Raw genomic sequence first — 18,202 nt, forward strand, 5'->3', positions numbered from 1 at the left:
TTCAGCGTCCGTGGCGCGCAGTCTGCAGCGCGCGCCGCAGACTGCTGCGCACCTGGTCGAAGGCCTGCTGCACGTCTGTGCTGGAAAGCGTGGCGGCATCCGGCGCAGCGGCCAATCCCGTTTCGCTCATCCAGCGGGCCAGTCGCAGGGTGTCGAGTGCTTCGCCCAGATCGGTCTGCAGGCCGGTGGCGAGAAATAGCCAGGTTCGGCCCCGTTTGCCTAGCACCTGCTCGGCCCACGGGGCGAGCCACTCCAGGGTGTAACGCAGCCGCTTGGCCCTGAGCCGCAGAGTGTGCAGTGCATCCCACGGGGCGTCCAGCGGGGTTGCGGATTGTCCGTCCCAGATGGCCAGCAGCTCGGCCCAGCGTCTGGGCTGCAGCTGCAGATCGTGGCGCTCGAACCGCAGCAGACGAGCGGCCAGCCGCTCGGCGGGCAGATCCGGCGCGATCACCTGCCCGCTGCTCCAGCATTCGGCCCAGCGGGCCTGCGCCAGCAGCGCCCGACCGAAGCGGGCGCTGCGCAGGTACCCCAGCAGGGCGTCGAGATGCGCATCGCGCTTGTGCTGCAGGTCGCGGGCGATCGGCGCGCAGGCAGCGGGATCGGATCTGAGCACCGTGGCGTGTTCGAGGCAGACATCGACATCGCGCACCCTACCCAGCAGCTGTCCTGCCCAGCGCCATTCACTGCGCAGCCAGCGGCAGGCGCTGTGCTGCGATGTCGGGCCGGTGGTCTGCAGCAGGCGCAGCAACACGCGCAGACGACGCAGTTGCACCCGCATCTGATGCACGGTGTCGGGCTGTGGGTCAGTCTGCAGCAACTGCGCGCCCACGGCCATCAGCGCGGCAGACTGCTGCAAGGCCGCAGCCACCGCCTGCCCGCCGCTGTCCAGCGGGGCGAGCTCGCGCACCAGCGGTGGCAGCTGCAGTGTGCTCAACCCGGCGGCCTGCGCGGCCAGCTGCATTTTGTTGACCGGTGAGAGCAGCAGCGGCAAATCTTGCGCCAATGCCCAGGCCAGGTCGAAGGTATGCGGCCAGTGGCCGTCGATCAGTTCGATCTCCAGTTCGCTGATTGGCAGGCTGGGGGCATCGGGCTCGGTGCCGCCCAGCGCCTGCCCGGCATCCAGGCAGACCTCGAGCTGCGTGCCCTGCCAATCCACCTGCCAGACGGTGCGCTGCATCCGCGTGCCCAGCACCGCGCGTAGACCAGGCGCGAGCGCACCGGCGTCGGTCAGCGCAGCCAGCGGCGTGTCGCGCAGGCGCTGCAGCGCGGCGGCATCAGGCGCGTCGGTGTCGATGTCGAACTCCCATTCACCGCGGCTGAGCTGCAGGCCCTGTGCCGGGCTGCTCTTGAGGGTGAGGATGCGCCGCCCGCCGGCGGTGTGCCTCACCCGCAGCGCCATGCCGGCCTGGCGCAGTGCGTGCGTCGGTGTATCGAAATACCAGCTCTGCAGCGTCTGCTGCTGCGGGGCCGGTGCCAGTGTGAGCAGGATGGGGTGGGCGCGCACCACGTTGTGCAGTGCGAGGTCGATGCGGAATTTGAGTTCGCGTTCCTGACTCATGGTGGGCAATCGTGAAGTGGCTCGGTCAAGCGACTTCTGATTGTCCAATGTGCGGCAGCCGCCGTCCATGCCTGCGGCGGGGGCGATGATGGTCACGTTCCTGACACATTGGCGCGATGCAATGCGCGGCATGGTTTCGCAAACACTGTCCCGTTTGATGCGCAGCACCGCCGACTTTGCGCCGGACCAACGCGCCGCGGATGGGCCGTGCGCCAGCGCACCGGCGGGCGCGGCAGCGGCCGCCGATGGCGAGCCGCAGGTGCATTGGCGCACCTTGTGGCTGTCCGACATCCATCTGGGCACACGTGACTGCAAGGCATCGCAGCTGCTCGAATTTCTGCGCCACTGCAGCGCCGACACCATCTATCTGGTCGGCGACATCATCGACGGCTGGCAACTCAAGAAAAAGGGCATCTACTGGCCACAGACGCACAACGACGTGGTGCAGAAGCTGCTGCGCAAGGCGCGCAAGGGCACGCGGGTGGTGTTCGTGCCGGGCAACCATGACGAATTCGCCCGGCCATACGACGGCCTGCATTTCGGCGGCATCGAGGTGGTCAACCAGGTATGGCATGTCACCGCCGACGGCCGCACCCTGTTGATCGTCCACGGCGATCTGTTCGACAGTGTGGTGCTGTATGCCAAGTGGCTCGCGCATCTGGGCGACGCCGCCTACATGTTCAGCCTCAAGCTCAACCGCTGGTTCAATCATGCGCGCCTGAAGCTCGGTCTGCCGTACTGGTCGCTGTCGCAATACCTCAAGCACAAGGTCAAGGCCGCGGTGAACACGATTTCCAATTTCGAGACCCTGCTCAGCGACGAGGCGCGCCGCCAGCAGTGCGACGGCGTGGTCTGTGGGCATATCCACCGTGCCGAGTTGCGCAGCGAGGACGGGCAGATCTACGCCAACTGCGGCGACTGGGTGGAAAGCCTCACTGCCCTGGCCGAAGACGCGGATGGTCGACTCAAGCTGCTGCACTGGAATGACGGCCTGCGCGTGCTGGCCGAGCTGGCGCCCCGCCCTGCGGTGCGCAGCCACACGCGGTCGGGGCATGCGCCAGTGATCGCCGCATGATCGCCTCGCCCATGAGCCTCGGCATGGCTGCCACCGCGGAAAAACCCTGGCCCGCTGCAGCCGGCACGCCGCCGCTGCGCATCCTCATCGTGACCGATGCCTGGGAGCCGCAGGTCAACGGCGTGGTGCGCACCCTCAAGACCACCATCGGTCTGCTGCGCGACCTGGGGCAGGAGGTCGATGTGATCGAGCCAAGCAGCTTTCGCACCGTGCCCTGCCCGACCTACCCGGAAATCCGTCTGAGCCTGTGGCCGCGGGCGCAGATCATGCAGCGGATCAACAGCTTCATGCCTGACGTGGTGCATGTGGCCACCGAAGGCCCGCTGGGACAGGCGGCGCGGCGTCTGGCCAGGCGTCTAGACATCACGCTGACTACCGCTTATCACACCCGCTTTCCCGAATATGTGCAGGCCCGGTTTCGCATACCCCTAGCCTGGACCTATGCCTATCTGCGGCGTTTCCACAACGCCGGGCGCGCGGTGCTCGTGCCCACGCAAGTGGTACAGCGCGATCTGCAGGAGCGCGGCTTTCGCAATGTGCGGCTGTGGTCGCGCGGGGTCGATCACCGGGTGTTCTACCCGCGTGAAGGCGAGCGTCTGGACGGCAAGCCGCCGATCTTTCTGTACGTGGGCCGGGTGGCGGTGGAGAAGAACATCGATGCCTTTCTGCAGCTTGATCTACCCGGCACCAAGTGGGTGGTGGGCGAGGGGCCGGAGCTCGAACGCATCCGCAAGCAGTATCCCGACACGCGTTTTCTCGGCGTGCTCACCCAGGATGAGCTGGCCAGGGTCTATTCCGGCGCCGATGTGTTCGTGTTCCCGAGCAAGACCGATACCTTCGGCCTGGTGCTGATCGAGGCGTTGGCCTGCGGCTGCCCGGTGGCCGCCTATCCCGTGACCGGCCCGCTGGATGTGATCGGCGACAGCCCGGCCGGCGTACTCGACCACGATCTGAAAGCGGCCTGTCTGCGCGCACTACAGATTCCGCGCAGTGTGGCGCTGGCGCATGCGCGCAAGTTCACCTGGGAAGCCGCGTCGAAACAGTTTCTCGACCACCTGCGCAAAGCGGTGCGCGAAGGTGCTGCCGCGCAGACGGGACGCTGAGCGCATGGCCCAGCAGCGTGAGCGCGCCTGCGCCGCCAAGCCGGATGCGGCTCCCAATCCCTACAAGACGCGTACCGGACTGTCGCGCATTCAACACGCGGTGATCAATTCGCTCTGCGGCCTGCGCGCGGCCTGGCAGACCGAGTCGGCATTCCGCCAGGAACTCAGTCTGGCGATCCTTCTGCTCCCGCTGGCGCTGTGGCTGGGCCAGACCTGGACCGAGCGCGCGCTGCTTGCGGGCAGCGTATTGCTGGTGCTCATCGTCGAGCTGCTCAATACCGCGATCGAATACACGGTCGACCGCGTGTCGCTAGAGCGGCACGACCTGAGCAAGACTGCCAAGGACCTGGGCAGCGCCGCCGTGCTGCTCACCCTGCTGCTGTGCGCCCTGGTCTGGGCCGCGGTGCTGCTGCCGCGCTGGATTTGACCCGCGGGCAGCGCGCCGTGTGCCGCCCGCCTACCATGCAGGCATCGCCTCATCCGCGCCGCATCCCATGGAAGTCGCCGCCGCCTCGCTGCAACGCATCGCCCAGCTGTTCGAGCAACTCGGCGCCGACCGGCTGGACGTGCTCGCGCAAATCTACGCGCCGCAGGCCACGTTCCAGGACCCTTTCAACCGCGTGCAGGGTCTGCAGGCGATCACCAAGCAGTTTGCGCACATGTATGCCAAGCTGCACGTCCCCCGCTTCGTGGTGCGCGAGGTCACCGCGCAGGCCGAAGTGGGCTGGATGACCTGGGATTTCCATTTCGCACTGCGCGCCGGGGCACCGGCGCACTGCATCCCCGGCGCAACACGGTTCGTGCTCGATGCGCAGGGGCTGGTGATCGACCATCGCGACTATTGGGACGCCTGCGATTTTTACGCCACTGTGCCCGTGCTCGGCGCCGTGGTGCGGCGACTGAAAAAGGCCGCAGCGGCCTGAGTCAGTTCAACCAGCCCTTCTTGCGGAAATACCAGAACGGCGCAATGACGGTGAGCACCATCAGCCCCAGTGCAAACGGATAGCCCCAGGCCCAGTCGAGTTCGGGCATGGCCTTGAAATTCATGCCGTAGATGCTTGCGATCAGCGTGGGAGGCAGCATTGCCACCGAGGCTACCGAAAAAATCTTGATCACCTTGTTCTGGTTGATGTTGATGAAGCCCACGGTGGCGTCCATCAGGAAGTTGATCTTGTCGAACAGAAACGCGGTGTGACCGTCGAGCGAGTCGAGGTCGCGCAGGATTTGCCGCGCTTCCTGCGACTGCTCGGCGCTGAGGTGGCGGCTGCGCAGCAAAAAGCTCAGCGCCCGGCGCGTGTCCATCACATTGCGGCGGATGCGGCCGTTGAGGTCTTCCTGCAGTGCGATGCCGGTCAGCGCCTCGGAGGCGTCCTGGTCGCTGGGCCGTGGCTTGAGAATGTGCGCGCCAATGGCTTCTAGCGCGTCGTAGATGCCTTCGAGCGTGTCGGCGGAATACTCGGCGTCGGTCAGATAAAGCGCCAGCAGCACATCGGTGGCGTTTTCAATCAGTCCGGGCATGCGCCGCGCGCGCAGCCGCAGCAGGCGGAACACGGTGAGGTCGTGGGTGTGGATGGAAAACAGCACACTGCCGTGGATGATGAAGGCCACGCGCTCGTTGCGTGGGCGTTCCTGGTCGCTGATCAGAAAATCCGAGCGCAGATGCAGCTGGTTCTCGTCCTCCTCTTCGTAGAACCGGGCCGATTCCTCCAGGTCCTGATCGAGCACGTCGGCCGGAATGGTCAGGCCAAAGTGCGCCTTGACCCAGCCCAACTCGCGCGGCGTGGCCGATTCCAGATCGACCCACACTGGCTGCAGCCCGGCGAGCGCCTGCGAGTCGATCACCTCCTGCTGCACCAGGCGGCCATTCTTGAGGGTGAACACATTGAGCATGGCCTGCATTATGCGCAACGTCGGTTCCCGCACCGGCCCGCGGCAAAAGCTCGGGCTGCGCTCAGCGCACGAAGCGGTAAACCCCGTCCTGCTCCAGGCGGCGCAGCTGACCGTCGAACCACAGCTTGTGCAGATGCGCGATGGACTCGCCCATCGCAAAAGTCATCTGGTGCGCATCGAGCAGCCGCTTGAACAGCACCGGCAGCAGGTCTGCTGCGGTCTGCGGTGTGGCGCAGGCCTGCAGCACCTCGGTCAGCCGCTCACGGTGATGCTGCTGCAATTGCGCGATGCGCGCGTGCGCGCCGCGAAAAGGCAGGCCGTGCGACGGGAACACCACGGCCTGTGCCGGCAGCAGCGCGGCAAAGCGCTCCAGGCTGTCCAGAAACTGCTGCAGCGGATTGGCCAGCGGTTCGTTGTCGTTCACGCTGATGTTGGTGGAGATGCGCGGCAGCAGCATGTCGCCTGCGATGAACAGCGCATCGCGCTCGCACAGCAGGCTGATGTGCTCGGGCGCATGGCCGTAGCCTGCAATACAGCGCCAGTCGCGCCCGCCGATGTGCAGCACCTCGCCGTGCCGCAGGCGCCTGAACCGCGGCGGCATGGCCGGCACCAAGCCGGTGTAGTAGTCGGTGCGCCTGCGGATCGCCGCCAGAATGCCGGCATCCTGCAGGCCGTGCGCGGCAAAGTGCGCTGCCATCGGCTCGCCGCCGATGGTCATGCAGCCGCGCGCGGCCATGCACGACACCGCATAGTCGGTGGCGCTCATCCACAGCAGGCAGTTCCAGCGCGCGGTCAGCCAGTGCGCCAGCCCGACATGGTCGGGGTGCATGTGCGTGACCACGACGCGCAGTACAGGTAGCCCGTCCAACTGTGTGGCGAACACCTGTTCCCACGCGGCGCGGGTGGGCGCGGCGTCGATGCCGCAGTCGATGATGGTCCAGCCGTGCACGCCGTCGAGCGTGTCTTTCAGCAGCCAGAGGTTGATGTGGTTCAGCGCAAACGGCAGGCCCATGCGCAGCCAGCGCACGCCGGGGACGAGTTCGATGCTGACCCCGGGCGTCGGCACCTCGCTGCCGAATGGATAGTGGATGGCATCGGCCGGGGAGGTGTCGGACATGGGCAGTGCAGTCGGCTTGGGAGGGCTAGAAATTACACTTGACGTCAACGTCAATTGATGCCGAGTATAGGCACGCATGAAAAACGCTGCTGCTGTTCCCGCCGCCCGCACCTACACCATCGGCGAACTCGCCCGCGAGTTCGACCTGACCACCCGCGCGATTCGCTTCTACGAGGAAGCCGGGCTGCTGTGCCCGCAGCGCAAGGGACGGCGACGCATCTATACCCAGGGCGACCGCACCCGGCTCAAGCTCACGCAGCGCGGCAAGCGGCTGGGGCTGAGCCTGGCCGAGATCAAGGAACTGGTGATGATGTACGAGTCACCGCGCGACACCGTGCCGCAGCTGCGCCGCTATCTGGAGGTGCTGGCCGCGCACCGCGCCGACATCGAGAGCCGCATGGCCGACCTGCAGGCGACGCTGGAGGATATCCGGGCGTATGAAACCGAGGCGCGCGGCTTGCTCAAGAAGCTCGGGGCGAGCGGCGGTTGAGGCAACCCCTGCGCTTTGCCCGATCTGCGCATAGGAACAGACGCCTGGAACGCCAACACGGCCAACCATCCCGACAGGCACGGCTTGGGCGGGCTTGAAGCAGGTCGCACCCCATGTGGTCTGCGGTATTTCACGTTGACGTAAACGGAAGGTAAGATTCAACACCATGCGCTGCCATCAGAGCAGCCCCAACGGAGACGCGCCCCATGCAACTGCCCGGACTGGATTTTCAACTCGGCGAGGACATCGCCGCGCTGCGCGAGGCGGTGCGCAGCTTTGCCGCCAAGGAGATCGCGCCGCGCGCCGCCGAGATCGACCGTAGCGACCAGTTTCCGATGGATCTGTGGCGTCAGTTCGGCGATCTGGGCCTGCTGGGCATCACTGTGCCCGAGGCCGACGGCGGCGCGGGCATGGGCTATCTGGCGCACATGGTGGCGATGGAGGAAATCTCCCGTGCCAGCGCGTCGGTCGGGTTGTCGTATGGCGCGCACAGCAATCTGTGCGTCAACCAGATCCGGCGCAACGGCAACCCGGCGCAAAAGGCGAAATACCTGCCCAAGCTGATTTCGGGCGAGCATGTCGGCGCGCTGGCGATGAGCGAGCCGGGCGCGGGCAGCGACGTGGTCAGCATGCGTCTGCGCGCCGAGCGGCGCGGCAACAGTTATGTGCTGAACGGCAGCAAGATGTGGATCACCAACGGGCCGGACGCCGACGTGCTGGTGGTCTACGCCAAGACCGACCCGGCCGCCGGTGCCAAGGGCATCACTGCGTTTCTCGTCGAAAAAGGCTTTCCTGGTTTTTCGGTGGCACAAAAGCTCGACAAGCTGGGCATGCGCGGCAGCCACACCGGCGAGTTGGTGTTCCAGAACTGCGCGGTGCCGGCCGAGAACGTGCTGGGCGAGGTGGGCGGTGGCGTGCGCGTACTGATGAGCGGGCTGGACTACGAGCGTGCGGTGCTCGCTGCCGGCCCGGTGGGCATCATGCAGGCGGTGATGGACAACGTGGTGCCGTATGTGCACGAGCGGCAGCAGTTCGGCCAGCCCATCGGCGAGTTCCAGCTCATCCAAGCCAAGCTCGCCGACATGTACACCACCCTGCAGGCCGCGCGCAGCCTGCTCTACACCGTGGGCAAGAACCTCGACGCGCTGGGCGACGGCCATGCGCGTAGCGTGCGCAAGGATTGCGCCGCGGTCATTCTGTGGTGCGCCGAAAAGGCCACGTGGATGGCGGGCGAGGGCATCCAGATCTTCGGCGGCAATGGCTACATCAACGATTACCCGCTGGGCCGGCTGTGGCGCGACGCCAAGCTCTACGAGATCGGCGCGGGCACCAGCGAAATCCGCCGCATGCTGATCGGCCGCGAACTGTTCGCGCACACGGCTTGAGGAATGCGGCCGGCAACTGTGCGGCGCAGCGCGCGCCGCGACGACTCAACGATGCACCGCTTCCTTGGCGCGCAGGCCCACGGCGTCGAGAACCTGGTCCAGCCGCTGCACCGTGCCGTCCACGTCCTTCCACTTGTCCAGCCCGAACAGACCGAGGCGAAAGCTCATGTAATCGGCCGGCTCGTCACAGGCCAGCGGCACGCCTGCGGCAATCTGCATGCCGTGCGCGGCAAACGCGCGACCGCTCTGCACTTGTGGATCGCGGGTGTAGCTCACCACCACCCCGGGCGCCTGGAACCCCGGCGCGGCCACGCTGTTGACGCCGCGGCGATCCAGCGAGGCACGTACCCGGCGGCCGAGTTCCATCTGTGCGGACCTGAGCCAGGGCAGGCCGAGGTCGAATGCCTCGCGCATCTGGTCGCGCACTTCGGCCAGGGTGTCGGTCGGCATGGTGGCGTGATAGGCATGCGTGCCCTTTTCATACGCCTGCATGATCTGGTGCCATTTTTTCAGGTCGCAGGCAAAGCTGTTGCTCTGCGTTTGCTCAAGCCGCGCCAGCGCGCGCTCGCCCAGCAGAGCAAAGCCGCAGCAGGGCTGGCCGCTCCAGCCCTTTTGTGGGGCCGAGATCAGCACGTCCACGCCGGTGGCCTGCATGTCCACCCACATTGCACCGGAGGCGATGCAGTCGAGCACGAACAGGCCGCCTGCGGCATGCACGGCGTCGGCCACGGCGCGCAGATAGTCGTCGGGCAGCATCAGCCCGGCGGAGGTTTCCACATGCGGGGCGAACACCACGGCGGGCGCATCACGGGAGATGGTGGCCACCACCTGGTCGATCGGCGGCGGGGCGAAGGGCGATTCAGGCGCCTCGGCGACGCGTCGCGCCTTGAGCACCGTCACCTTGTCGGTCAGGCGCCCGGCCTCGATGATCTGGCTCCAGCGGTAGCTGAACCAGCCGTTGCGCACGATCAGCACCTGCGCATCCTGCGCGAACTGGCGTGCTACTGCCTCCATCGCAAACGTCCCGCTGCCGGGCACGATGACCGCGGCCTGCGCGCCGTAAGCGTTTTTCAGCATGGCCGACAGATCGCGCATGACCTGCTGGAACTTCGCCGACATGTGATTGAGCGAGCGGTCGGTGTAGACCACCGAATACTCGAGCAGTCCATCGGGATCGACGTTGGGCAGCAGTGCGGGCATGACAGGTCTCCGGCTCAGGTTGGATGGCACGGCCTGCGCACAGGGCAGGCCAAACGGTCGAAAAGCCTAGCACGCGCTGCGCGCATGCGCCGGGCGCTTTGCCTTGTTGCTGGTGCGGGCTTACAGTTGCCCGGATCGATCAAGCGTGCAGGTGCCCGATGAATCAGTTTCCCCCACGTCTGGATTCCCCGGTTGCCTTTGCCATGGCGCGCACCATGCTCGAGGGCTTCAATCGCCATTACCGGCTGTTCCGGCAGGTGAGCGCTGCGGCGAAGGAGCGGTTCGAGCGCGCCGACTGGGCGGCGCAGCAGGCGGCGCAGCGCGAGCGCATCGCGTTTTACGACCAGCGCGTGGACGAGGCCGCCGAGCGGCTGCAAAAGGAGCTCGATGCCGGCAACCAGCCGATGGAAATCTGGCAGCAGGCCAAGCTGCACTACATCGGGTTGCTGACCAATCATCATCAGCCCGAACTGGCCGAGACCTTTTTCAATTCGGTCACCACCAAGATCCTGCGGCGCGAGCATTTCAACAACGAGTTTTTGTTCGTGCGCCCGGCAATCTCCACCGAATACATCGAGAACGACGAGCCGGCGGCCAAGCCGACCTTCCGCGTCTACTACCCGCACAGCCTGGACGGGCTGCACCGCTGCCTGCTGCGCGCGATCGACAACTTCCAGTTGGGCGTGCCGTTCGACGATCTCGAGCACGATGTGGGCCGTGTCGTTGCCGCAGTGATGCAGCGCATGGGGCCGGAGGTGCGCCTGCGGCCGAATTTCCAGATCCAGATGCTCGACTCGCTGTTCTTCCGCAACAAAGGCGCGTATGCGGTGGGCAAGGTGATCAATGGGTATGTCGAGTTTCCGCTGGTTCTGCCCATTTTGCATGATGCACGCGGCAGGCTGTGCATCGACACCGTGCTGCTCCACGAGGACGACATGCTGCTGCTGTTCTCGTTTGCCCGCGCGTACTTCATGGTCGAGATGGAAATTCCCTCGGCCTATGTGCAGTTCCTGCGCAGTCTCATGCCGCGCAAGCCGCGCGCCGAGCTGTACAGCGCGCTCGGCCTGGCCAAGCAGGGCAAGACGCTGTTTTACCGCGATTTTCTGTACCACCTGCGGCATTCGAGCGACCGGTTCATCGTCGCGCCGGGCATCAAGGGCATGGTGATGGTGGTGTTCACCCTGCCGTCGTTTCCGTTCGTGTTCAAGGTCATCAAGGACTTCTACCCGCCGCAGAAGGACACCAGCCGCGAAAAAATCAAAGGCAAGTACCTGCTGGTCAAGCAGCACGACCGCGTGGGCCGCATGGCCGAGACACTGGAATATTCGAACGTCGCGTTTGACCGCGCCCGCTTCTCGCCCGAGTTGATCGAGGAGCTGCAGACCTACTGCCCGTCGCAGCTCGAATTCGACGGCGACAAACTCATCATCCGCCACTGCTACATCGAGCGGCGCATGGTGCCGCTCAACATCTTCCTGCAGGAAGCCGACGATGCCCAGCTCGAGGCGGCGGTAATCGAATACGGCAATGCGATCAAGGATCTGGTTGCGGCCAACATCTTCCCTGGCGACATGCTGTGGAAAAACTTCGGCATGACGCGGCACGGCAAGGTGGTGTTTTACGACTACGACGAGATCGAGTACATCACCGATTGCAACTTCCGCCGCGTGCCGCCGCCGCGCAACGAGGAAGACGAGATGGCCGCCGAGCCCTGGTATGCGGTCGGTCCGCACGACGTGTTTCCCGAGACCTTCGGCCAGTTCCTGCTCGGCAACCCCAAGGTGCGCGCGGTGTTCCTCAAGCATCACGCCGACCTGCTCGACCCGGCGTTCTGGCAGGAGCATCAGCGTCGCATCCGCGAGGGTCATCTGTACGACGTGTTCACCTATGACGCGGCGCGCCGCTTTCCCCGGCCGCAGGCGGCGTCCGCCCCTTCCGACTCAACCGATCTGGAGACCGCACCATGACCGATCCCATCGTGATCGTATCCGCCGCCCGCACCCCCATCGGCGCGCTGCTCGGTGATTTCGCCGCAGTGCCTGCCTGGGAACTGGGCGCCACAGCGATCGCCGCCGCGGTGCAGCGTGCGGGCATCGCCGGCGACCAGGTGGACGAAGTGCTGATGGGCAACTGCCTGATGGCTGGTCAGGGCCAGGCTCCGGCGCGGCAGGCCGCGCTCAAGGCCGGGCTGCCGCAGAGCGCCGGCGCCGTGACCCTGTCCAAAATGTGCGGCTCGGGCATGCGGGCGATGATGCTCGCGCACGACATGCTCGCGGTCGGCTCGGCCTCGGTGATGGTTGCCGGTGGCATGGAGAGCATGACCAACGCGCCGCATCTGGCCTTCGTGCGCAAGGGCGTGAAGTACGGCGCCACCCAGTTCTACGACCACATGGCGCTCGACGGGCTGGAAGACGCCTACGACCGCGGCAAAGCCATGGGCGTGTTCGCCGAGAGTTGCGCGGCGAAATACGGCTTCAACCGCGAACAGATGGACCAGTTTGCGCTCACCTCCACCGAGCGCAGCAAAAAGGCCAACGAGGACGGCAGCTTCGACTGGGAAATCGCGCCGGTCACCGTGCCTGGCCGCGGCGGCGCGGTGCAGATCGGCCGCGACGAGCAGCCGTTCAAGGCCAGAATCGACAAGATCCCCAGCCTCAAACCCGCGTTCAAGAAAGACGGCACGATCACCGCGGCCACCTCGTCGAGCATTTCCGACGGCGCCGCCGCGCTGGTGCTGATGCGCGCGTCCACCGCCGACAAGCTCGGCTGCACCCCGCGGGCGCGCATCCATGCGCATGCGGTACACGCGCAGGCGCCCGAGTGGTTCACCACCGCGCCGGTCGGGGCGATCCAGAAGGTGCTCGCCAAGGCCGGCTGGGCGGCGAAGGACGTGGATCTGTGGGAAGTCAACGAAGCCTTCGCCGCGGTGACCATGGCGGCGATGCGTGAGTTCGACCTGCCGCACGACATCGTCAACGTGCACGGCGGCGCGGTGGCGCTGGGCCATCCCATTGGCGCGTCGGGCGCGCGCATCGTCGTCACGCTGCTCGGTGCGCTGCGGCAGCGCCGGCTCAAGCGCGGCGTGGCGGCGCTGTGCATCGGCGGCGGCGAGGCCACGGCCATGGCGGTCGAACTGCTGTGAACGCGCTGTCCTGCCGATCCTTCGCATTGCACACACCTCCCCCACGCAGTGGGGGCTGGGAGGGGGCGAGCTCGCACCCGGGAGAATGAACCGTGCTCCTTTCTGACGACCATCGCCTGATCCGCGACGCGGTGCGCGATTTCGCCCAGGCCGAGATTGCGCCGCACGCCGCAAGCTGGGCGCGCGAGGCCCGCTTTCCGCGCGACGCTTTGCACGGGCTGGCGACGCTGGGCTGCCTGGGCATTGCCGTGCCCACGCAGTGGAACGGCGCGGGGTTGGACTATCTGTCTCTGGCGCTGGCGATCGAGGAGATCGCCGCAGCCGACGGCGCGACCAGCACCATCGTCAGTGTGAACAACTGCCCGGTCTGCTCCATCCTGCTGGCCTGGGGAGACGGTGCGCAGAAGGACCGCTGGCTGCGGCCGCTGGCGCGCGGCGACATGATCGGCGCGTTCGCGCTGACAGAGCCGCAGGCCGGGTCCGACGCCTCGAACCTGCGCACCACCGCGCGCCGCGTTGGTGGCGACTACGTGCTCGACGGCGTCAAGCAGTTCATCACCAGTGGCAAGAACGGGCAGGTGGCCATCGTGCTGGCGTCCACCGACCGCGCCGCCGGCAAGAAGGGCATCAGCGCCTTTCTCGTGCCGACCGACACGCCGGGCTACATCGTCGAACGCCTGGAGGACAAGGCCGGGCAGGCGGCAAGCGACACCGCGCAGATCCGCTTTGACGGCTGCCGCATTCCCGCCTCCCACCGCCTCGGCGCCGAAGGGCAGGGCTACCGGATTGCGCTGTCGGGTCTGGAGGGCGGGCGCATCGGTATCGCAGCGCAGGCGGTGGGCATGGCGCGTGCGGCGTTCGAGGCCGCGCTGCGCTATGCACGCGAGCGCATCGCGTTCGGTAGACCGCTGTTCGAACATCAGGCTGTGCAGTTCCGCCTGGCCGACATGGCCATGCAGATCGAGGCGGCGCGGCAACTGCTGTGGCATGCTGCCAGCCTGAAGGATGCGGGACAGCCCTGCCTGAAGGAAGCGGCGATGGCCAAGCGCCTGGCCAGTGAAATGGCCGAGCAGGTGTGCAGTGCGGCGATGCAGATCCACGGCGGCTATGGCTATGTTGCCGACTTTCCGGTCGAGCGCATCTGGCGCGATGTGCGGGTTTGCCAGATTTACGAAGGCACCTCGGATGTGCAAAACATGTTGATTGCCCGTGCGCTGTAAAGCGCCAATGCCCAGGAGAGCCTCATGCCCGTCAGCCCGATCACCTTTTTCTTCGACTTTTCCTCGCCGTATGCCTATCTGGCGAGCACGCAGATCGAGGCGATCGCGGCGCGCCATTTGCGCGATGTCGAGTGGGTGCCGATGCTGCTCGGCCCGGTGTTCCAGGTCACCGGGTCCAGACCGCTGGTCGATCAGCCGCTCAAGAGCGACTATGCCCGCATCGACATTGCGCGCTCGGCGCGGTACCTAGGTGTGCCGTACGCCCACCCAGAGCCTTTCCCGATCGCCACCTACCAGGCAGCGCGGGTGCTCATCGGCCTGCAGCGCGAGCAGCCGACGCAGGCAGTGCCGTGGCTGCACCGCTGCTTTGTGGCGTATTTCACGCAGAACCGCAATATCGCCGAACTGTCGGTGCTCGGCGCACTGGCCACCGAGCAGGGGCTGCCGTCCGACACCGTGGCGCGCTACACCGCGGACCCGACCATCAAGGCCCAGCTCAAGGCCAACTGCGATCGCGCGCTCGAAGAAGGCATGTGCGGCGCACCGTTTATGGTGGTGGATGAGCAGCCCTTCTGGGGCGTGGACCGCCTGCCGCAGCTCGAGCGCTGGCTGCAGACCGGCGGCTTCTGATCACTGCGCTGCACACCACCCCGACAACCCAAAAACACAGAGGAGGCCCAGATGACCAACGACACCCCGCTGATCCAGGCCTACGCCTGCGGCAGCACTGACCAGCCCTTGCTCACCCAGACCATCGGCGACTTTTTCGATGCCATGGCGCAGCGCCAGGGACTGCACGAGGCCCTGGTGGTGCGGCATCAGGATGTGCGTCTGAGCTACGCCGAGCTCAAGCGCGAAGTCGACCGGCTCGCCAGCAGCTTGCTGCACAGCGGCTTGCGCAAGGGCGACCGCGTGGGCATCTGGGCGCACAACAGTGTGGAGTGGGTGCTGATACAGCTGGCCACGGCCAAGGTCGGCATCATCCTGGTCAACATCAACCCGGCGTATCGCACCGCCGAGGTGGAGTACGCGCTGAACAAGGTGGGCTGCAAGGCGCTGGTGCTGATGCCGCGGTTCAAGACCAGCGACTATCTCGCGATGCTGCGCGAGCTCGCCCCCGAGCTGGCGCACAGCGAACCGGGCGCGCTGCGCGCCGCGCGCCTGCCCGAGCTCAGGCTGGTGGTGCACACCGCAGACACCGAGGAGCCTGGCATGCTGCGCTTTTCCGACTGGATCGCCCGCGGCAGTGCAAGCGACCCGGCAGTCGCCCAGGTCGCCGCGACGCTGGGCGCGTCTGATCCGATCAACATCCAGTTCACCAGCGGCACCACGGGCTTTCCCAAAGGCGCGACACTCACCCACAGCAACATCCTGAACAACGGCTACTTCATCGGCGAGGCGATGAAACTCACCACAGCCGATCGGCTGTGCATCCCGGTGCCGCTGTATCACTGCTTTGGCATGGTGCTCGGCAACCTGGCCTGCATCACCCACGGCGCGACCATCGTCTATCCCAACGATGCATTCGACCCGGTGGCCACGCTGCAGACCGTGCAGGATGAAGCCTGCACCGGGCTGCACGGCGTACCGACCATGTTCATTGCCATGCTCGACCATCCGCGTTTTGGCGAATTCGACCTGAGCACCCTGCGCACCGGCATCATGGCCGGCAGCCCGTGCCCGATCGAAGTGATGAAGCGGGTGGTGCGCGACATGCACCTGTCGGAAATTACCATCGCCTACGGCATGACCGAAACCGCGCCGGTGAGCTGCCAGAGCTCGACCGACACGCCGTTGGCCAAGCGGGTGAGCACGGTCGGGCAGGTGCAGCCGCATCTGGAGATCAAGATCATCGACCCGGCGACCGGCCAGATCGTCCCGCCCGGCACGCCCGGCGAACTCTGCACCCGCGGCTATTCGGTGATGCACGGCTATTGGGGCGATCCGGACAAGACCGCAGAGGCGATCGACCCCGAGGGCTGGATGCACACCGGCGACCTGGCGACCATGGACGAAGAGGGCTATGTCAATATCGTCGGCCGCATCAAGGACATGGTCATCCGCGGCGGCGAGAACATCTACCCGCGCGAGGTTGAGGAATTCCTCTATCGCCATCCCATGGTGCAGGACGTGCAGGTGGTCGGCGTGCCCGACCCCAAATACGGCGAGGAACTGTGCGCCTGGATCATCCCCAAGCCCGGCACTGCGCCGACCGAGGACGACATCCGCGCGTTCTGCCAGGGACAAATCGCGCACTACAAGATTCCGCGCTACATCCGCTTCGTGCAGAGCTTTCCGCTGACCATCACCGGCAAGGTGCAGAAGTTCAAGATTCGCGAAGCGATGCAGCAGGAACTCGGCGTGCAACCGCAGGCCACGGCCTGACGCATCATGCCGATCATCGACACCCGCATCGATCCGCGCAGCGAAGACTTCGCTGCCAACGCACGGCGCATGCGCGAGCTGGTGGCCGATCTGCGCCAGCATATCGCGCACGCGGCGCAGGGCGGCGACCAGACCGCGCGTGCCCGGCATACCGCGCGCGGCAAGCTGCTGCCGCGCCAGCGTGTCGCGCAACTGCTCGACCCCGGATCGCCGTTTCTCGAGTTCTCACCGCTGGCAGCGCACGGTCTGTACGACGATGCTGCTCCAGGCGCGGGCATCATCACCGGCATCGGCCGCGTATCCGGCCGGCCGTGCGTGATCGTGTGCAATGACGCCACGGTCAAGGGCGGCACCTACTACCCCGTCACCGTGAAAAAGCACCTGCGCGCACAGGACATCGCCCGCGAGAACCGCCTGCCGTGCATCTATCTGGTCGATTCGGGCGGCGCCAATCTGCCCAACCAGGACGAGGTGTTCCCCGACCGCGACCATTTCGGCCGCATTTTCTACAACCAGGCTGTGATGAGCGCCGAGGGTATTGCGCAGATCGCGGTGGTCATGGGCTCGTGCACTGCCGGCGGCGCGTATGTGCCGGCGATGAGCGACGAGGCGATCATCGTCGCCAATCAGGGCACCATCTTTCTCGGCGGCCCGCCGCTGGTCAAGGCCGCCACCGGCGAGGAAGTCAACGCCGAAGAACTGGGCGGCGGCGATGTGCACACCCGGCTGTCGGGCGTGGTCGACCATCTGGCCGCAAACGACGCACACGCGCTGGACATCGCCCGGCGCATCGTCGCGCAACTGCCGCCGCCGCAGCGTGCGCAGGTGGCGCTGCGCCCGCCGCGCGAGCCGCTGTACCCGGTAGGCGATCTCTACGGCCTGATCCCGGCGGACGGCAAAAAACCCTTCGAGGTACGCGAAGTCATCGCCCGTCTGGTCGATGGCTCGGCGTTCGACGAGTTCAAAGCCCGCTTCGGTACCACGCTGGTGTGCGGCTTTGCGCATCTGCACGGCATGCCAGTGGGCATCCTGGCCAACAACGGCATCTTGTTTTCCAACAGCGCAGTCAAGGGCGCGCATTTCATCGAACTGTGCTGCCAGCGCCGCATTCCCCTCGTGTTCCTGCAGAACATCACCGGCTTCATGGTCGGGCGCAAGGCCGAAAACGAGGGCATCGCCCGGCACGGCGCCAAGCTGGTCGCAGCAGTCGCCTGCGCGCAGGTGCCCAAGTTCACGGTCATCATCGGCGGCAGCTTCGGCGCCGGCAATTACGGCATGTGCGGCCGGGCGTTTGGGCCGCGGCAGCTGTGGATGTGGCCCAACGCGCGCATCAGTGTGATGGGCGCAGAGCAGGCCGCCAGCGTGCTTGCGACGGTGCGGCGCGACGGCATCGAGGCCCGGGGCGGCAGCTGGAGCGCGGAGGAGGAAGAAGCCTTCAAGGCCCCGATCCGCGCGCAATACGAGGCGCAGGGCCACCCGTACTACGCCACCGCACGGCTGTGGGACGACGGCATCATCGATCCCGCGGACACCCGCCGCGTGCTCGCCCTTGGCCTGTCTGCCGCGCTCGACGCCCCCATCCCCGACCCCCGGTTTGGTGTGTTCCGTATGTGATGTGTATGATTTATCATTTTCAT

The 18,202-nt window shown here is 66.2% G+C and carries 16 protein-coding genes; 12 read left to right on the forward strand and 4 right to left on the reverse strand.

Annotation, left to right across the window (positions count from 1 at the left end; translation table 11 throughout):
* Position 1: 1 nt before the first annotated feature.
* Positions 2-1,558 carry a CYTH and CHAD domain-containing protein gene (locus tag ACZ47F_RS05375; protein ID WP_464926257.1) on the reverse strand — a complete coding sequence of 519 codons (1,557 nt, stop codon included), beginning with the start codon at positions 1,556-1,558 and terminating at the stop codon, positions 2-4.
* 157 nt (positions 1,559-1,715) lie between these two features.
* Here ACZ47F_RS05375 and ACZ47F_RS05380 point away from each other — a divergent pair, with 157 nt between their 5' ends.
* The 4 genes from ACZ47F_RS05380 (at position 1,716) to ACZ47F_RS05395 (ending at position 4,659) form a co-directional block, all read left to right on the forward strand.
* Positions 1,716-2,633, forward strand: a complete 918-nt coding sequence (locus tag ACZ47F_RS05380; protein WP_464926258.1) for a UDP-2,3-diacylglucosamine diphosphatase — start codon at positions 1,716-1,718, stop codon at positions 2,631-2,633.
* Positions 2,634-2,707: 74 nt separating this feature from the next.
* Entirely contained in the window at positions 2,708-3,736 is a 1,029-nt protein-coding gene (locus ACZ47F_RS05385) for a glycosyltransferase family 4 protein (protein WP_464926581.1), read from the forward strand.
* 4 nt (positions 3,737-3,740) lie between these two features.
* Positions 3,741-4,163 carry a diacylglycerol kinase gene (locus ACZ47F_RS05390; protein ID WP_464926259.1) on the forward strand — a complete coding sequence of 141 codons (423 nt, stop codon included), beginning with the start codon at positions 3,741-3,743 and terminating at the stop codon, positions 4,161-4,163.
* 67 nt (positions 4,164-4,230) lie between these two features.
* Positions 4,231-4,659: a nuclear transport factor 2 family protein gene (locus ACZ47F_RS05395; protein WP_464926260.1), complete on the forward strand. Its 429-nt coding sequence runs from the start codon at positions 4,231-4,233 to the stop codon at positions 4,657-4,659.
* Position 4,660: 1 nt separating this feature from the next.
* Here ACZ47F_RS05395 and corA read toward each other — a convergent pair whose 3' ends face one another.
* Together corA and ACZ47F_RS05405 are read right to left on the reverse strand one after the other, a co-directional pair.
* A complete protein-coding gene (gene corA, locus ACZ47F_RS05400; protein ID WP_464926582.1) occupies positions 4,661-5,626 on the reverse strand; it encodes a magnesium/cobalt transporter CorA in 966 nt (321 codons plus the stop codon).
* Positions 5,627-5,687: 61 nt separating this feature from the next.
* Positions 5,688-6,743, reverse strand: a complete 1,056-nt coding sequence (locus tag ACZ47F_RS05405) for an MBL fold metallo-hydrolase (RefSeq protein ID WP_464926261.1) — start codon at positions 6,741-6,743, stop codon at positions 5,688-5,690.
* Between the two features lie 76 nt (positions 6,744-6,819).
* Between ACZ47F_RS05405 and ACZ47F_RS05410 the strand changes: the two genes are divergently transcribed.
* Together ACZ47F_RS05410 and ACZ47F_RS05415 are read left to right on the forward strand one after the other, a co-directional pair.
* The gene (locus ACZ47F_RS05410) at positions 6,820-7,233 is read left to right on the forward strand and encodes a MerR family transcriptional regulator (RefSeq protein ID WP_464926262.1); all 414 of its coding nucleotides are present in this window, start codon (positions 6,820-6,822) and stop codon (positions 7,231-7,233) included.
* A 206-nt stretch (positions 7,234-7,439) separates the two neighbouring features.
* The gene (locus ACZ47F_RS05415; protein WP_464926263.1) at positions 7,440-8,618 is read left to right on the forward strand and encodes an isovaleryl-CoA dehydrogenase; all 1,179 of its coding nucleotides are present in this window, start codon (positions 7,440-7,442) and stop codon (positions 8,616-8,618) included.
* A 45-nt stretch (positions 8,619-8,663) separates the two neighbouring features.
* Here ACZ47F_RS05415 and ACZ47F_RS05420 read toward each other — a convergent pair whose 3' ends face one another.
* A complete protein-coding gene (locus ACZ47F_RS05420) occupies positions 8,664-9,818 on the reverse strand; it encodes an aminotransferase class V-fold PLP-dependent enzyme (protein ID WP_464926264.1) in 1,155 nt (384 codons plus the stop codon).
* A gap of 158 nt (positions 9,819-9,976) precedes the next feature.
* On the opposite strand from ACZ47F_RS05420, the gene aceK reads away from it, so the two are divergent.
* The 6 genes from aceK (at position 9,977) to ACZ47F_RS05450 (ending at position 18,179) form a co-directional block, all read left to right on the forward strand.
* Positions 9,977-11,785 carry a bifunctional isocitrate dehydrogenase kinase/phosphatase gene (gene aceK / locus ACZ47F_RS05425; protein ID WP_464926265.1) on the forward strand — a complete coding sequence of 603 codons (1,809 nt, stop codon included), beginning with the start codon at positions 9,977-9,979 and terminating at the stop codon, positions 11,783-11,785.
* Positions 11,782-12,960, forward strand: a complete 1,179-nt coding sequence (locus ACZ47F_RS05430; protein WP_464926266.1) for an acetyl-CoA C-acyltransferase — start codon at positions 11,782-11,784, stop codon at positions 12,958-12,960. Before aceK ends, ACZ47F_RS05430 begins: the two co-directional genes overlap by 4 nt.
* A gap of 92 nt (positions 12,961-13,052) precedes the next feature.
* Entirely contained in the window at positions 13,053-14,180 is a 1,128-nt protein-coding gene (locus ACZ47F_RS05435; RefSeq protein WP_464926267.1) for an acyl-CoA dehydrogenase family protein, read from the forward strand.
* Between the two features lie 24 nt (positions 14,181-14,204).
* Entirely contained in the window at positions 14,205-14,810 is a 606-nt protein-coding gene (locus tag ACZ47F_RS05440; protein ID WP_464926268.1) for a DsbA family protein, read from the forward strand.
* Between the two features lie 51 nt (positions 14,811-14,861).
* Positions 14,862-16,565 carry an AMP-binding protein gene (locus tag ACZ47F_RS05445; protein ID WP_464926269.1) on the forward strand — a complete coding sequence of 568 codons (1,704 nt, stop codon included), beginning with the start codon at positions 14,862-14,864 and terminating at the stop codon, positions 16,563-16,565.
* Positions 16,566-16,571: 6 nt separating this feature from the next.
* A complete protein-coding gene (locus ACZ47F_RS05450) occupies positions 16,572-18,179 on the forward strand; it encodes a carboxyl transferase domain-containing protein (protein ID WP_464926270.1) in 1,608 nt (535 codons plus the stop codon).
* Positions 18,180-18,202 lie beyond the last annotated feature (23 nt).

The sequence above is a fragment of the Thiomonas islandica genome (assembly GCF_055383445.1).

What these genes read in the sequence shown, in the direction of transcription:
- ACZ47F_RS05375 (WP_464926257.1), bottom strand. Translation starts at nt 1,558, where the DNA reads ATGAGTCAGGAACGCGAACTCAAATTCCGCATCGACCTCGCACTGCAC.
- ACZ47F_RS05380 (WP_464926258.1), top strand. Translation starts at nt 1,716, where the DNA reads ATGCGCAGCACCGCCGACTTTGCGCCGGACCAACGCGCCGCGGATGGG.
- ACZ47F_RS05390 (WP_464926259.1), top strand. Translation starts at nt 3,741, where the DNA reads ATGGCCCAGCAGCGTGAGCGCGCCTGCGCCGCCAAGCCGGATGCGGCT.
- ACZ47F_RS05395 (WP_464926260.1), top strand. Translation starts at nt 4,231, where the DNA reads ATGGAAGTCGCCGCCGCCTCGCTGCAACGCATCGCCCAGCTGTTCGAG.
- corA (WP_464926582.1), bottom strand. Translation starts at nt 5,626, where the DNA reads ATGCTCAATGTGTTCACCCTCAAGAATGGCCGCCTGGTGCAGCAGGAG.
- ACZ47F_RS05405 (WP_464926261.1), bottom strand. Translation starts at nt 6,743, where the DNA reads ATGTCCGACACCTCCCCGGCCGATGCCATCCACTATCCATTCGGCAGC.
- ACZ47F_RS05410 (WP_464926262.1), top strand. Translation starts at nt 6,820, where the DNA reads ATGAAAAACGCTGCTGCTGTTCCCGCCGCCCGCACCTACACCATCGGC.
- ACZ47F_RS05415 (WP_464926263.1), top strand. Translation starts at nt 7,440, where the DNA reads ATGCAACTGCCCGGACTGGATTTTCAACTCGGCGAGGACATCGCCGCG.
- ACZ47F_RS05420 (WP_464926264.1), bottom strand. Translation starts at nt 9,818, where the DNA reads ATGCCCGCACTGCTGCCCAACGTCGATCCCGATGGACTGCTCGAGTAT.
- aceK (WP_464926265.1), top strand. Translation starts at nt 9,977, where the DNA reads ATGAATCAGTTTCCCCCACGTCTGGATTCCCCGGTTGCCTTTGCCATG.
- ACZ47F_RS05430 (WP_464926266.1), top strand. Translation starts at nt 11,782, where the DNA reads ATGACCGATCCCATCGTGATCGTATCCGCCGCCCGCACCCCCATCGGC.
- ACZ47F_RS05440 (WP_464926268.1), top strand. Translation starts at nt 14,205, where the DNA reads ATGCCCGTCAGCCCGATCACCTTTTTCTTCGACTTTTCCTCGCCGTAT.
- ACZ47F_RS05445 (WP_464926269.1), top strand. Translation starts at nt 14,862, where the DNA reads ATGACCAACGACACCCCGCTGATCCAGGCCTACGCCTGCGGCAGCACT.
- ACZ47F_RS05450 (WP_464926270.1), top strand. Translation starts at nt 16,572, where the DNA reads ATGCCGATCATCGACACCCGCATCGATCCGCGCAGCGAAGACTTCGCT.